Raw genomic sequence first — 14,197 nt, 5'->3', positions numbered from 1 at the left:
ACCGCGAGGAAGTCGAGGGAGAGCAGCTCGGGCTGGGGTCGTTCATCTCCAACGCCCGCCGGCGTGCGGACAAGCTCAGCCCGGAGCGACGCCAAGTCCTCAACGCGTTGGGAATGCGCTGGTGATAGTCGGCTTCCCGGCGTCACATTCAGCCGGGATTACGCCATAACTCTGTTGGACGAGAGGCTCGGACCGCTGCGGTCCGAGCCTCTCTCGTACTCAGCTCGTAACCGCATGTCCTCGCCCTCGTTCGAAGGCGGCCGTCATTGGACGTTGCGTAGCTAGCCCAGCGGTCCGCGACAGTGCTCCAGCCACAGAAAGTCTGTCCTCAACTGCTGTCCCTGCCGCCACGCGCAACCCAAGGGGTGACAGCGCACCGTGTCCTGATCCGCCACAGTCGTCAAGGAGTCTGGCCACTCATGAACATCTCGTCTTCATCCCTTGCCGTCACCGGCATCGGTATCGGTATCACGACCAAAATGGTCGGTGTTCCTGCCTGGGCTGTCGTCCTCTGCGTCCTCACCGTTGTCCTTGTCGTGCTGACGTCTCAAGTCCTGGCCTACCGGGCCAAGGGCAAGGAGACAGACAACGTGGATGCGCGAAGACAGCAGATCGTGGACGTGGCGGCGGTACTGCCCCCAGAGCACTACGCGGCCGTGCTGGGCGAGGTGGCCCGCGGACTCGCCCAGCACGACAGTCCACCACCGCCACCCGCTGATCCCGCCCCTCCGAGCCGCTCACCCTGACCAAGCCAGGCAGGTCGACAACGACGAAAGGCGGATCAGGGTGCCGGCTCTGACGTGCCTCGCGCCTGGTCGCGGCTGGCGACCACCAGGTATCCATCGCTCTCGGGGTCGAAGGTGGTGGACTGCACCGTGAGCCCGACGCTCCGCAACTGCGCCACGAGGTCCTCGTACCGGTAGGGCCAGATGGACAACCGCTCCGAGCAGGCTCGCACTGTCCCGTCCGGCTCGATCTGGGCGACCACGATCTCGAGGAAGTGTTCCTGCTCCCAGCGCTGTTCGATCCGCCAGTAGTAGCTGACGACCGCATCGCGGTCGTTGCGGCGGATGAGCCGATCACGGACATCTACCCGTGAGCCGGCGGAGCGCACGAGCTCCCAGTTACGTGAGTGGAGCACGAGGCGTCCGCCCGGATTCAGCAGCCGCGACATCGCTTCCAGCGCGGTCAGGCGCCCGGCTGCGCCCTCGGCGTGCCCGAGCGAATTGCCGACGCAGAACACCAGATCGAACGTGGAGTCCTCCAGGTGGTCGCACAGCTCGTCCCAGCTCGCGCGGAGAGCTCGCAGAGAGACACCCTGCTCGTCGGCGGCCTTCTCAGTCCGGCGAACCATCCCGCTGCTGGCGTCTGCGGCGACGACGTCAAGGCCGAGACCCGCGAGACCGACGGCGAGCTGGCCGGTTCCACACGCGCAGTCGAGGACGTGCGCATTGGACGGCAAAGAGCCCACGACATCGCTGTAGTACACCGCGGCTGCCTTATCGGGGGTCAACCTGTCGTCCCCGATCAGCCACTCGTATACGTCGGAAAGCGCCCCATAACCAGCCACTGCGATAACCTCCATCACTCGACGACACGCGGGCTAGACCGCGCCTGCGATTCGGACCTTGTGCCTTGCACTGTGTTGGCCGTGTCAGCGAAGCCTGGGGCTGGACCCAACCACTTCCAGCCGCTGAGACTCCACCGGATTTCGGAACCCGGAGTGGCCGGCGGAGTGGCAGCGGCACTACGTCGCGCTTCGGGAACTGGTGGCCGACGAAGAGGGCCAGGCGGAGGTACTGCCCGGGTTCACCGTCTACGGCATGGGCATCGGCAAGTGGCTGGCCTGGCAGCGCAAGACCGAGGCCTTGCAGGCCCTGACAGACGGGCAGCGTGGGCGCCTGGAGCAGCTCGGCATCGTGCCACTGCCCCCCCGGAGCCGGCGGAGCCCGCAAAGCCGTTCACGGCGCCTCTGAGCGCCTTCGAGCGGGGCGCCGCGGCCCTGGCGCAGCACAAGGCCCGTACGGGCAACGGACGATGCCCACGAGTGCGCGAGGTACCGGACGCTGGCCGGCAGCCATCCCTTCGGGGATTGAGGACGGGCTCTGCTGTCGCTGGCGGCCGGGCCTCGTTTGTTGACAACTCGGCGCCCCCTCGCGAGCTGCGCGCGGGTTTGAGCTGGCCTGTTCCGACCTGGATTGATCACCCCGTGCAGTGGTGAGCTGACCCGTTGTCAGTGCTGGCTGCAACTATGGGGCCGTTGCGGGGGATTCATCACGAGGGGGAGGCAACCGTTGCCTTGGGTACGGGATTACGTGCGCTCTGACGGGACGCCGGTTCGCGGTCATTCGCGATGGGCTCCGGGCGCAAGGCGGGAGCTGACGGTCTTAGCCGTCATCGCGTTAGCGGTCGTGGGGATGGGCGGCGGCGGTGGGGGTGCGAGCGGAGGGGGGTCGGCTCCGCGGCCGCAGTCCACGGTTCGCTATCCGGTCAAGTTCGAGAACACGACCACGGTGAAGCATCGGCCGCAGCCTACGGTCTCGTACCCGATCCCGTGGGAGCGCTCGGACGGTGACCGATGACGCCGCGGCGATCCCCTGCGCGTCGACCACGCCGGCGCAGCAGGAAACAGGCAGAGGCAGACCTGTTCGGCGTCCTGGCGGCTGCCGCGATCGCGATCGGGCTGTTCATAGTGGTGGTCGACTGGCTTGTGACCCACTGGTGGGTCCTCGTCATCGCCGCGTTCCTCGCCTCCCTGGCAGGCTTCGCATGGGGGCACCAGCGTCAGCAGCGGGCACGTTGGGATGCCGCGCGAGCGCAGACCCTGCGGTACGGGCTTGCACAGCTGGACGGGCTGCACCACTCACGGTTCGAGGACGCCATACGGGACCTGATGTACCGCGATGGATGCCGCAATGCCGTCCGCGTCGGCGGTGGCGGGGACCTGGGCGCGGACGTGAAGGCCACCGACCCTTACGGCCGCCGCTGGGTCATCCAGTGCAAGCACCGCCGCAACGGAGTCCGAGGATCGGCAGTGGGGACCCCTGATCTCCAAGTGCTCAACGGCACGGCGCGTCAGGTGCACGGCGCGGACGTCGCTGTGATCGTGACGAACGGGCGAGTGACGGCACCTGCAGTGGCTTTCGCGAGGCAGCAGCGGCTGCACATAGTGGACCGCGAGACGCTCGGTGTGTGGGCGGCCAGCTCGCGTCCTCTGTGGGAGCTTCTGCGGGCAGTCCGCCCCCGCGCCGACCCACATCACTGAGCTGAAAGCGAACTTCGCCCGCTATGGGCAGTCGTGAAGGGCCCGAAGTCAAGCGGAACCCGGCAAATTTGCCGGGTTCCCTCATTCCCGGGCCCTTTCACTTGCGAAGCCACCCGAACGCGCCCTCACGCCGACGCGCACGCAAGGGCCTCAGACTCGGCCTCCGCCTGCTCCTCTACCTCCTGCGCAAGACGCGCGCGGCGGCTGCGGCACACTCCGCACTCACCGCTGCCCGGCACCAGACCGGCCTCGGGGGCACGGCCACTTCGATGCCTCCCGTACGCGGCGCTCCTCCTCCCGCTGGGCCTGGCGGGCTTCATCGGCTGCCTTACGGGCGGCGCGGCGCTGGTCGTCGCGTCGGCGGTAGGCGCGGTGGTCGTCGGGGGTGTCGAGGGCCTGCTCCAGGGTCTCGACCGCACTGTGGCCGTAGCGCCATCACACCGGCCCGCGCGGTCCCTTGTCGGCGAGCAGGGCCAGGGTGGTGGCGAGCACGGGCACGGCGCCGTAGTCGCGGTAGCCGTCGCGCTTGCCTTCCGGGGCTGGTGTAGTCGGTGTGCCAGCGGCCCTGCCAGTGTTCCTGTGACAGTCGGCCGACTTCCCCGATGCGTTCCTGCATGACGCGTGGGCCGACCGGCTTGGTGAACACGAGCGCGACGGAAGGGAAGCCTCCGAGGCCGGAGTCCTCCCACAGCGTCGACCACAGCGGCACGTCCCGGCCGAGGTGGTCCTTCGCCGAGCGCTGGAAGAACTTCCGGTAGCGGGCGATCTTGTCGGCGACGGCGGCCGGCGGCTCGGTGTGGTTGTCGACCTCCACGAACAGCACCGGCACGCCGTCCTCGGGCGCGGTCAGAACAGCATCGGCACGCAGGCTCCCCCGACCGGGCGCGGTGAACGTGCCCACCACGGGCAGCGCGACCTCGGTCATCCAGCCCCGCAGCTTGCCCAGCCCCGGCGGGCGCGTCCCCGCCGCCGGCTGCGCGGGAACGGCGGCCGCGGCGCCGGGCTGCTGCGTACGGGCAACCCGCTTGGTGGGCAGCGGCTCGGACTGGCGGAACGCGTCGATCGTGTCCGTCACCTTCAGCGCGTGCGCGGCGCCCGCCTTCGCCGCGTCCCGCGCAGTACCGCCCATCTCACGGACGGGACGATCCAGCTCGGTCGCCGCCGCCGCAAGGCCGGCGGTGGTGAGGTTCCACAGCTGCTCGGTCACCGGCTGCCCGGCCTTGCCCGGGCGGCTGGTCGATCCGACCGACTCCACCAGCCCCGCACCCTTGAGGTCCTTGCACGCGTTGCGCACCGTCTGCGCATCCACCGTCCCCGGCAGCACGAGAGCACGCAGCTGGGCTGCCGTGGCCACCTTCACCACCCCCAGCGCCAGCAGCACCAGAGCACGCACCCGCGCCGTCGACCCGTACGGCCACCGCCGCGTCCCGCCCACCCGATCCCCTGCCGCTCTCCGTCTCTTCGTCCCCGCCGCGGGCCACGCGACGGGCTGCGCCTGCCCGGCGCATGCGGCACCGGAGCCGCTCAGGGCCGGGGCGGGCACCTGGGCCCACCAGCAGCCCCGAGACGACCAACTCCACCACCCCTCACTGACAACAGTGGGAGTAAAGGTGGTTGTCGAAGCGCTGGTCAGGCCTGGATCTGTACGCTGAGCTGCACGGATACTCCAACCCGAACACTTGATCACTGTAGGGGAGAGTGTAGGGGGCACTGTAGGGCGATCTGTAGGGCAAACCACTCCAACCCATCTACTGACCAGGCGTGATCGGGCCTGTGATCGGGGGGGCTGGCTCCGTGGTCGGGCCCGGGGGGCAGGGTGCGTCGCCGGAGTAGTAGAAGCGGCAACTGATGCCGGGGCCCTGCGCGCGGGGCTCGCCAGGGCGCGGGTCGTACGGGGCGCGGCCGCCGGGCCACCGTGACAGCTCAGTGGGCAGGGCTACGCCGTCGTCGACTGCATCGGTCCGCCACCCCTGGATGTCCAGCAGCAAGCCGTCCAGCGGCCCGCCGACCAGTTCGGCATAGGTCCGGTACGGGAGCGGACCGGTACGGGAGTGGACCGGGGTTCGCGTCGTCGTGCTCCGCACCGCAGACCCGACCGTTCAGCAGCTGCTCATCGCCATTCATCCGACAAGCCTTGCAGCCGCCACCCGACAACGTGGTCTGCCCAAGGCGCCTTGGGCTTGCCTGCGCCGCACGATCACTGCCCCTGCTGTGGAAGAGCCCACCCTTTCCAGTCCGGACGTGGTGGCTGCACGATCAGGTCGGCCGCGGACTGCGCCTTGGCCGGCAGTACCGGTACACCGGAACTGCTACGACGGGCATGACGACCTCGCGTCGAGGTGTGGCTTCCACTGATATTGAAGTCCAGCAGAAGGAGCTCCAGATCCTGCGCCTGCGCGAGGCTTCCAACTCTCTCCAGTTGCTGCTGGGCTTGGCGCACGAGTCGCTCGATTTCGATCTTGGCGCGCATCTCCAGGCTGGCACACCGGGCTGATGCCTGGTGACGGTCCTGCTCAGCCTCAGCTCGAAGCCGGTCGACGTTCTTGAGGACCTTGTTGATCGAGGCGTATGAGTTGGCGCGATGTTCTTTGGCTCGGTCTTCCGCCCTCTGCAGCATGTCGCGTGCCTCGCGTTCAGCGGTTTTCATGATGACGCCGGCGCGGCGGTGTGCTTCGTCGACTATCTGCGAGTGTCGTGTGCGTCCCTGCAGCTCAAGATGGAACGCAGTGTTGGCCCCGTCCGCGACGATGGCTGCGGCCTGAGTCTCGATCTCTGGGATCCGCTCGTGCAGGAGCTGGTACTCCTCCTGAGCCTTGCTGAGCAAGTCTCGCGCACGGTGTTCGAGTTTGAGTGCCGCCTGGATTCTCTGGTTTGCAAGTTCCTGTGCAGTGACTGCCTGTGCAACGACCGTGGCGGGCCGCTCAAGGAGCTCCCGCAACCGTTTGTTCTCCTCCTGCAGGCGGGCAATTTGAGCCGCCGGGGATTCTGCGCTCAGGTCGACAGCTGCCCGGAACTTTTGTTCGTCGGCGCGCAGTCGTTCTAGCCGCTCGAGCCATTGGTCGGCGTCGCCATCCAGAGCGGTGACGACGTCTCGGACGATGTCCTCGGTGGGGATCTTCTTGGCGTTGAACAACTCCGATAAACGAGGCTGCTCGTACCCCGACTTGTCCTTGAGTTGTTCCAGGGTGGGGTTGCCCGCGTCCTCGCGGAGCTTGCGCAGCTTGATCGTGAACAACACCAGAGGGCTGCCATCATCCTCCAGGTCCTTCATCTTGCGCCCCATGCGGCCCCCTCGTCGCGGTCTTCGGCAGGGGCGCCATTGTTTCGATAGAGCGCGCGAATAATCCAATTGATCTTCGACTGGGCTCCCGCAGCTTGACGGCTCAATACCAACGGCCCGTTTCATCGGAAGCCTGAACGATGAATTCCGGAACAATCCGATGATCGATCATCCGGGGGTCGTCTAAGCGCTTACTTAGCCTCAAGTTCGTCGTTCCCGCAAAGATGACTTTCGGATTTGGTTTGAACAATCAGGCGCCCTTGACTTGAGGGGACCCTCTACAACCGCGAAGGCGCGGCTTCCGTCACCCGTACTCGGGATTCCTCCACCCCCTGGAACCCCTAGCACAGCCATACGAGGAAGTCGCACTCGAACGCCGCTGGCCCCGAACCCAACCGGGTCCGGGGCCAGGCCCTGCGCCGACTGTGCGGCGCGGCGAGAAACGACCAACCAGCTCCGAGAGGACACCGTGCCTGGACGCTCTGTCGGAGCATCTCGCTTCTCTACAAGGACGACTCATGATGCACTGCGCGACTTCCCAGTTGGTGAAGAACGCGTATCGTCCATGCATCCGAGTGATGATGGGCAGCAACGCACCACACGAGAGCGGCTTCAGCAGTACATGGACCTGGGCCGCAGCCATCTCCCTGCTTGGCCTACTGGTGGGCCTCTACTTCTCCGTCGAGCAAGTACAGAGATTTCGGAAGGCCAAAGAGGCCACTCGACTCAAGCCGGACTATGACCTACTTGATGAAATCGCCGTAATTCTTGACAAGTTGGCGGGAGTACCAGCCCAGAAGGTAGACCTGGCCGCCCTCAACGAGATGCGCAGCCGGGTAAGGCAGGCGGAACGACGTACGCCCACTCTGCCCTTCGGCTCAGTCGTCGCGCACATCGACTCCTACCAAAAGACGATCTTGCCCGACTGCTTCACCAAGAAGCTCACAAGCAAGAAGATCACCCTGGAGGACCTGCTCGACCTGTCCCGGCAACAGGGTGCAGCGCTGGTAGAGATTCGCACCGCGATCGAGGCAGTACAGCAGGAAATTGAGCGTCGCACAGCCTGAAGCTCTAGTCGGCGCGTGGTCCCTGCCCGGATCGAGCCACGCGCCGGCGCAGCTCAAGTCCCCCTGGGTTCCGGGAGCAGTCCTCGGTGCACACCGGAGCCCGACGCCCGACCATCACTCTGCCCGCTCCACTTGACGTTCTGTCATTTTTGTCAACTTCGTTATGTGGTGGAATATTTGGAGCTAATCTTTTGAGGTCTGATCTGAGGTGATACGACGTGAGTGACGTACGTCCGGCACAGCCGGGGATGCTGACGGTGGTCCGGGAGTTCCGCGGCATGACGCAAGCCGACGTGGCTGAGGCGATGGTGAAGGCCTCCGGCGGTGACGCGGCGGTGTCCCAGGGGTATGTGAGCCGCGCCGAGAGCGGCCGGCTGGCGGTCTCGGGAGAGCGGCTGGAGCTGTACGCGGCGGCTCTGGGGTATCCGCCGGATCTGCTGTGTCTGGACCCGCAGGTAGACGGGGTTGGCGTGGGGCTCGTCCACCACCGCAAGCGTGCGTCGTTGACCGTCTCCGCCCTTCGGCACCAGCATGCCCATCTCGCCCTGACGCGGGTTCAGTTGCAGGGCATCGCCGCGTGCCGGCCCGGTCTCGGTGTGCGGTCTGCGGCCATCCCCACTGTCGCACTCGACGCCCTGACCACGGCGAAGGACGCAGCCCGGCAGGTTCGCAAGGCCTGGAGCATGCCGCCGGGCCCGGCGGCTGACATGACGGCATCCCTGGAAGCGGCCGGAACACTGGTAGTCGCGCGTGATCTGGGCAGCGACCGGCTCGACGCGGTCAGCCAGTGGGACGGAACACAACCGCCGCTCATCCTGGCCAACGACCACGCGCCCGCAGACCGCTACCGCTTCAGCCTGGCGCACGAGCTGGGGCACCTGGTCCTGCACCGGTCCCCCGGCGACAGCGCCGTGCAGGAGCGGCAGGCCGACGAATTCGCTGCCGAGTTCCTCATGCCCGCGCGTGACATCCGCTCCGCCTTCGCGCCTCGCGTCGACCTGGAACTCCTGGCCCGGCTGAAGCGAGAGTGGAAAGTGTCGATGGCCGCGCTGCTGCGCCGGGCACGGAGCCTGAACATCGTCACGGACTGGCAGTACCGCAGCGTGCTGGTGGAGATGTCCGCGCTGGGATACCGCACAGCCGAGCCGGTCGAGATAGACCAGGAGCGGCCCCGGTACGTCCCCGGACTGATCCGCTCTGCTCTGGACGCGGGGATCAACGAAAAAGAGCTGGCCCGCTGTGCGCGGCTGCTGCCTGAGGACTTCCAGCTGCTGTACGCCCCGCGCGAAGGCGCGGCGGTGGATTCCGCTTCGAAGGTGAGGCCATGACTGAGTCGTTCCCCTCCCCGCGCCCGGACGCCGGTTCCGATCCCGCGGAGCCTCCCGACCCTCCTCTCACCCAACCGCCCTCTGTACCCGGGCAGCTGCGGGGTCGGATGCTGCTGCAGGCCGGAGTGAGCCGCGTCGGTTATATCCGCGAGCAGCTCGATTTGGTGCGCAGCGGGCTTGTCGTCAGCGGGGCCGGGGCGGCGGCGAAGGTCCGCAGGCTGCGCGAGGAGGGGTTCACGGGACCGCTGCTGGCGGATCCCGCCGTCTACACCGTGGCGGCGGCCAGCGAGGACGACCCATTTCCCGACGTCTCGCAAGGCCAGCTGGCCTTCGGCGACCCGCTGCAGCTGTCGATCGAGGAGCAGGTGGGCCACCGTGCGGGCGCGACGGCGGCCATGACGCCCACCGGATATCTGCACGCGGAAGACTCCGACGCCCTCAAGGCCGCCGTCCACCAGGTTCTCAAGCTCGAGGACCCCCACGTCTTCTTCAGTGTGCCGGTGGACGTGGCGTGGCTGCGCGACGACGCGGTCGGACAGCTGATCGCCTGGCTCAATGTCGTACCGAACCCCAAAGCGGTCATGCTCGGCGGGCAGATGGACCCGCTGGCCGGCTTCTCCCAGGCGGTGGGCAACCTCAAGCGGCTGCTGGCGGAGGTCCCCGGGACCGCGCTGCTGCGTGCCGACCTCGCGGCGTTCGGGGCTCTGGCCCACGGGGCGGCGTTCACCGCTTTCGGCGCCACCAGCAGCGTGCGGCACATCGTCCCGCCTGGCCAGGCGGCCAAGCGGTCCCCGGGCGGTCCGAACTCGCCCTCCGTGCTGCTGCCGGAGCTGATGGACTTCTTCCTCGGCGAGACGCTGGCGAAGAGGTTCGCCGCGGGCCTGGCGCCGGTGTGCCGGTGCGCGGCCTGCGACGGGCTCGTCCTGGACACCTTCGTCAGCAATCACTGGCAGGTGCCGGCGGCCGCCCACAATGCGGCGGTGCTGATGGAGTGGCTGCGCAGCATGGACGCCGTCGAGCCGGCCGGGCGGCCCTCGTGGTGGCAGCAGCGCTGTCGGCGCGCGGTGGACCGCTACCCGGTGCTCAACGCTGAACTCGACCATCCCGGGTTCAGCGCCTTCAAGGTGCCCCAGCAGCTGCTGCAGTGGGCACAGGCCCCCGCCGGCCCGCAGGCCCCCTCCACGGCACGCCCGGTGGCGGGCGCAAAGCGCGGTGACTAGCCGATGCGGTGGTGGAACTCCTCGATGAAGCACCATGCCGCGGGGGTATGGCGGCGCGGCGTGTAGGGCCGGGGTTCCAGCAGCAGGTCCACGCTCTCGCCGTCGGCCACCAGGACGCCGATGCCGTAGAAGGCGGCTTCCATCAGCTTCTCCTCGGGCGCCGGTGGAGCGCTGTCGAGCAGCAGGGCGCGCCGACAGAAGGGGGCGAAACGGCCGGCTTGCTCGAGTCCCCCGCGCCAGCCCGCGGCGCTTGCCCGCACCACGGCGAGATCAACGGTGAGCGGCCGCACCGCGCGACGGGTGACCTCACGGCGGTCGACGTCGGCGGCACCGGCCGGAAGCCGACGTAGCGCCGAACGCAGCCGTGCAGGCAGCGACGCCAGTGCAACGGGCTCGTCGACGGGCAGCTCCAGAAGCGTCTGCAGCGCATCAAGACTGTCGAGGCGTGCCGCTGAGACGCGGGCGCGGCGTGCGCATTCTTCCTCGTCAAGCCGGTAGAACAGCAGCGCCTGGCTGCCCATCAGCTGGAGCGAGACAGACAGCGTGGCCGGATCCAGCAGGGCCGCAGAGGCTGCGCGTACCGACGTGCCCACCGACGGGCTGGCCAAGGTCACCATGCCGTTCACCCTGCCTCATCCGACTTCAGCCGCACCCGGCGGCCCCGACTATCCCACCCGATGGGGCACAGCCGCCTCGTCCAAACGTTCCAAAAACGCGCCCAATCCCTGCCACAGTGCTATGTCACGGACGCAAGAACCACCGCTGTTCCCCGGACACCAGGCCTGCGGGCGGCATGCCGCATGGCCAGGTGGACCACGGCGCACGTCCTGCACCGCACGGCGGCTCGGTGACAGGGTGCAGACCGGCCTTGTGCAGACCAGGACCTGCTGCGAGATCCCAGCGCTGACGCGCACACGGCAACCCTGCACTGTGCGCAGACGCCAGCCAATGCGATTCGAGCACCGTCACCGACGACTCCTCTGTCCGCCGCAGAGCGTCCAGCAAGAACGGCCTGGATCGATCACCTCGATCAGGTAGCAAGGACGACCCGCGCCTCCTGCCGGGCAGGAGTCAGACGTGGGCTCGTGCCGGGAACGCGAGAGAGCCCGGATCGTTTAGATCCGGGCTTCTTCGGCAGTAGCGGGGACAGGATTTGAACCTGCGACCTCTGGGTTATGAGCCCAGCGAGCTACCGAGCTGCTCCACCCCGCGTCGGTGTCCCCACCGTACGCCATCCAGCAGGCGCCGAAGACCACGTTCCGGCGCAGAGCTTTATGCGGCGAAGCCGACGTTGGTGACGTACTCGTACTGGCCCCACTGCGAGCCGAGGTCGACGATCGTGTCCTGCCACGCGGCGTCGAGGCCCTGGTGGTCGCCGGCCGCCCAGGAGCCGACGATGCGGTCCCAGCGGCGCACGTTCATCGTCCGGTACTCCACCACCCGCTGCAGCGGCCGCGGCACCTGGGACTGGTTGAGCGGGTGGATCTCCACCCGGGTGCCGCGTCCGTCGCGGTTGAGGCGCCTGAGGAGATGGCGGGCGACGTTGTGCCGGCGCACCGTCCGGTACGCCTGGTCGATGCGTTCCAGGCTGGTCCTGGAGGGGCGGCGCTTGCCCTCCAGCCAGGCCTTCAGCGTCCGGTGGGTCACGGTGAGTCCGGCATCGCGGGCGGCCTTCAGGGTCTGGGTCGACTTCGTCAGATAGTGCAGACGCGCCATCCAGCCGCGCCTTACGGTCACGGGGGTGGCGATGCCGCCCGCGAGTTCATCGAGTTTGCGCGCGACGGCGTCGCTGCCCTTGATACCCCGGGCGCCGAACCTCCCGAAGTCGATGTTCCTCTGCGGCACTACTCCCCCTCGCCTTCGTGCTCAGCGGCGTCGGTTCCGACGGTGTACGTGTCCTTGACCTTGACCTCGGTAACAGCTCGGCCTTCGGCGAAGACACGGCGCCAGTCACCGATGACGTGCAGTTCGTCGGTGCCCATCGCCCGGACGACGGCCAGGCCCTCGTCATGGGCCTTGAGCGCCTTGAGCCACAGGTTGGCGAAGGCCTGGCTGCGGATGAGGTGCATCCAGTCCGGACGGTAGAGCTCCCGGTTGTAGTTCGACTCCCCCATCGTGGAGACGAACTTCGCGTACATCGCCTTCACATACTCCAGCGTCACCGTGTCGCCCTGCTCGATCGCCGTGTCGCGGGCGTCCTTCAGGGCGATGCGGAACTTCTCCAGCAGGTTCTCCGTGGCCCCGGAGGTGTACGACTCGTGGATCTGAGGAGGCTCGCACAGCTGGTGCCTGGGGCCGGACAGGCGCAGCAGGAGGCGGAGCGTCGGCTCGGTGACCCACAGCGGGCCGGGCTCGTCCCGCTGGCCGATCGGGTTGGGCAGCACCGCCTCGTGCTCCCACTCGGGCGGGGTGATCAGGTGGACTCCGGAGCGGCGGCGGTCATGGGCGAGGCCGGTGGAGTGCTCGAGCTGGCCCAGGGGAAGGTGCGTCTTGAGGGCGGAGAGATAGGCGCCGTTGATGTCGAGCGCGGTCACCTGATGCCGGCCGGGCGGAAGTTCGTGACGGGTCCACTTGGGGCGGGCTTCCCAGATCTGGTCCGCGCCGCGCGCGGACTGCTTCTTGAGGATGTCGGGGATCCAGGGGTGCGCGATCACGTCGTAGCGGGCGCCTCTACGGGTCTCGTCCAGCAGTCGCATCGCGTCGGGGATGGCCCGCTTCACCAGCACCGCTGTGGCTGCGTCGACGTCGCCCCGGTGCTCGGCAAGCGCACCCTGCACGGCCTCACGGATCAGGTCGACCGGCCCGGACGGCTCCTGGAACGCGTGGCGGGCCGGGCCCTTGGAACGCTCAGTCGCACACGCCGGACGTGTCGTGCGCGGCGGCGCTTTCGGGGTGTGCGCGGTGGGCTGTCCGGCCGGCGGGGCAGCTGGGGCCCCGGTGGCGGCGGGCCGGCAGTCGTCCGGGGTCAGGTGCTGAGCGAACCCCGCCACACGTTGTCCGGCCGGACGGCCGCACAGCACACAAGGCTCGGGGGCGACGAGCAGCTCCACGTCCTCCCCGTCCCCGTCCCCGTCCTCGTCCTGTGGGAGGTCGGGTGAGGACAAGGGGGTGGCGGTCGGGGCCGTGCCTGACGTGACGGGCTGCTGCGCAGCCGGCGCCGACTCGGTCTCGGTGGCCGACTCGGTGGCGGTCTCGGTGGCGGTCTCGGTGGCGAGCTTGGCGTTCAGACCGTCCAGCAGGTAGGCGTACTTGGTGCGGGTCTCACCGGCCGGGTCCCGGCCGCTTTCCCATCCGCTCAGCGTTGAGGGGCTCACGCCGAGCGCGCGTGCAACCTGTGCCTTGGACAGCCGGGCCCGCTCGCGCAGCTCGCGGCGCACGTGGCAGGGCGGGAGTTCGGCCTGCGGGCCGACGGCGTCAAGGAGCGAGTCGATCGCGTCGAAGTCGCTCACCGGTCCGTCCCCCTTACTTCGGTGCGCACGCTACGGCGCCGGTCTGCGGGCAGCGCCTCGCACGCTCTGGTCGGACCCGCCAGGAGATCCAGCACGCCGATGCCGTAGTGCTCGGCCAGGACGTCGACGTCGCGCAAGCTCCAGGAGACGGCGCCCGACTGACGGCGCGACACCTGTGTCTGCGTCAGCCCCAGCACCCCCGCCACCGACCGCTGCGATTCACCCGTTACCTGCATCAACGCGGCCACCGTCAGCCGCAGCGACTCCTCCAAACGCAACCCCATGCCACCACCCTACCCGATTTTCATGCAACTCCCGCATCCACATCAGCTTTTCACTATCAAAAATGCAGAAAAGCTTTCAGCGTTCGGCGGGAGCCGAAGGCTCTCCGGGGCGCGGTGCCAGCGATCCATGCCGCCTGGAACATGCGAAAGCCGTCGGGCCGCACGCCGGGCTTCCCGATTCACCCGGCGCGCCTCCTCCACCGCACCACCGGACAGACACCACGGGCACACAAGGTCCACGACACCGCCGCGCAGAGCCCGGCGCAGCCGGAGCCGGACCGCGGCCGCCACCCACGGCAACGCC

General features: G+C 68.2%; 12 protein-coding genes, 1 tRNA gene and 2 pseudogenes. 6 read left to right on the top strand and 9 right to left on the bottom strand.

Annotated features, from left to right (window positions below; all coding sequences use genetic code 11):
• Positions 1–419 precede the first annotated feature (419 nt).
• Entirely contained in the window at positions 420–746 is a 327-nt protein-coding gene (locus DC008_RS35325; protein ID WP_123954061.1) for a hypothetical protein, read from the top strand.
• A 35-nt stretch (positions 747–781) separates the two neighbouring features.
• Here the strand turns inward: DC008_RS35325 and DC008_RS35155 are convergent, their stop codons facing one another.
• Positions 782–1,585: a class I SAM-dependent methyltransferase gene (locus tag DC008_RS35155; RefSeq protein ID WP_208646075.1), complete on the bottom strand. Its 804-nt coding sequence runs from the start codon at positions 1,583–1,585 to the stop codon at positions 782–784.
• 184 nt (positions 1,586–1,769) lie between these two features.
• Here DC008_RS35155 and DC008_RS36215 point away from each other — a divergent pair, with 184 nt between their 5' ends.
• Both DC008_RS36215 and DC008_RS35140 read left to right on the top strand, forming a co-directional pair.
• Positions 1,770–1,976, top strand: coding sequence for a helicase associated domain-containing protein (locus DC008_RS36215; RefSeq protein ID WP_341867319.1), 207 nt, complete (start codon positions 1,770–1,772; stop codon positions 1,974–1,976).
• A 602-nt stretch (positions 1,977–2,578) separates the two neighbouring features.
• Positions 2,579–3,270, top strand: a pseudogene (locus tag DC008_RS35140) (restriction endonuclease).
• 323 nt (positions 3,271–3,593) lie between these two features.
• Here DC008_RS35140 and DC008_RS35135 read toward each other — a convergent pair.
• The 3 genes and pseudogenes from DC008_RS35135 to DC008_RS35125 form a co-directional block, all read right to left on the bottom strand.
• The gene (locus tag DC008_RS35135) at positions 3,594–4,646 is read right to left on the bottom strand and encodes a replication-relaxation family protein (protein ID WP_164492422.1); all 1,053 of its coding nucleotides are present in this window, start codon (positions 4,644–4,646) and stop codon (positions 3,594–3,596) included.
• Positions 4,647–5,079: 433 nt separating this feature from the next.
• A pseudogene (locus DC008_RS36210) lies at positions 5,080–5,389 on the bottom strand (hypothetical protein); the annotation flags it as partial.
• A 73-nt stretch (positions 5,390–5,462) separates the two neighbouring features.
• A complete protein-coding gene (locus tag DC008_RS35125; protein WP_108710479.1) occupies positions 5,463–6,548 on the bottom strand; it encodes a coiled-coil domain-containing protein in 1,086 nt (361 codons plus the stop codon).
• 515 nt (positions 6,549–7,063) lie between these two features.
• On the opposite strand from DC008_RS35125, the gene DC008_RS35120 reads away from it, so the two are divergent.
• From DC008_RS35120 to DC008_RS35110, 3 genes are all read left to right on the top strand, one after another.
• Positions 7,064–7,612: a hypothetical protein gene (locus DC008_RS35120; protein ID WP_108710478.1), complete on the top strand. Its 549-nt coding sequence runs from the start codon at positions 7,064–7,066 to the stop codon at positions 7,610–7,612.
• 218 nt (positions 7,613–7,830) lie between these two features.
• Positions 7,831–8,940 (top strand): ImmA/IrrE family metallo-endopeptidase, encoded by a 1,110-nt coding sequence (locus DC008_RS35115; RefSeq protein ID WP_244221475.1) that lies wholly within the window; start codon positions 7,831–7,833, stop codon positions 8,938–8,940.
• A gap of 107 nt (positions 8,941–9,047) precedes the next feature.
• The gene (locus DC008_RS35110) at positions 9,048–10,160 is read left to right on the top strand and encodes a hypothetical protein (RefSeq protein WP_123954060.1); all 1,113 of its coding nucleotides are present in this window, start codon (positions 9,048–9,050) and stop codon (positions 10,158–10,160) included.
• Here DC008_RS35110 and DC008_RS35105 read toward each other — a convergent pair.
• From DC008_RS35105 to DC008_RS35085, 5 genes are all read right to left on the bottom strand, one after another.
• Positions 10,157–10,786 carry a hypothetical protein gene (locus DC008_RS35105; protein WP_123954059.1) on the bottom strand — a complete coding sequence of 210 codons (630 nt, stop codon included), beginning with the start codon at positions 10,784–10,786 and terminating at the stop codon, positions 10,157–10,159. The genes DC008_RS35110 and DC008_RS35105 overlap by 4 nt on opposite strands.
• Before the next feature lie 512 nt (positions 10,787–11,298).
• Positions 11,299–11,372 (bottom strand) — tRNA-Met (locus DC008_RS35100).
• Between the two features lie 60 nt (positions 11,373–11,432).
• Positions 11,433–12,005: a transcriptional regulator gene (locus DC008_RS35095; protein WP_108710474.1), complete on the bottom strand. Its 573-nt coding sequence runs from the start codon at positions 12,003–12,005 to the stop codon at positions 11,433–11,435.
• Positions 12,005–13,609, bottom strand: coding sequence for a helix-turn-helix domain-containing protein (locus DC008_RS35090; RefSeq protein WP_108710473.1), 1,605 nt, complete (start codon positions 13,607–13,609; stop codon positions 12,005–12,007). The genes DC008_RS35095 and DC008_RS35090 overlap by 1 nt, the downstream gene beginning before the upstream one ends.
• Positions 13,606–13,893 carry an acyltransferase gene (locus DC008_RS35085; RefSeq protein ID WP_108710472.1) on the bottom strand — a complete coding sequence of 96 codons (288 nt, stop codon included), beginning with the start codon at positions 13,891–13,893 and terminating at the stop codon, positions 13,606–13,608. The genes DC008_RS35090 and DC008_RS35085 overlap by 4 nt, the downstream gene beginning before the upstream one ends.
• Between the last annotated feature and the right edge of the window lie 304 nt (positions 13,894–14,197).

Origin of the sequence: Streptomyces nigra (genome assembly GCF_003074055.1) — a bacterium.
Classification (GTDB): domain Bacteria; phylum Actinomycetota; class Actinomycetes; order Streptomycetales; family Streptomycetaceae; genus Streptomyces; species Streptomyces nigra.
This window is presented reverse-complemented; position numbering and strand designations above follow the sequence as displayed.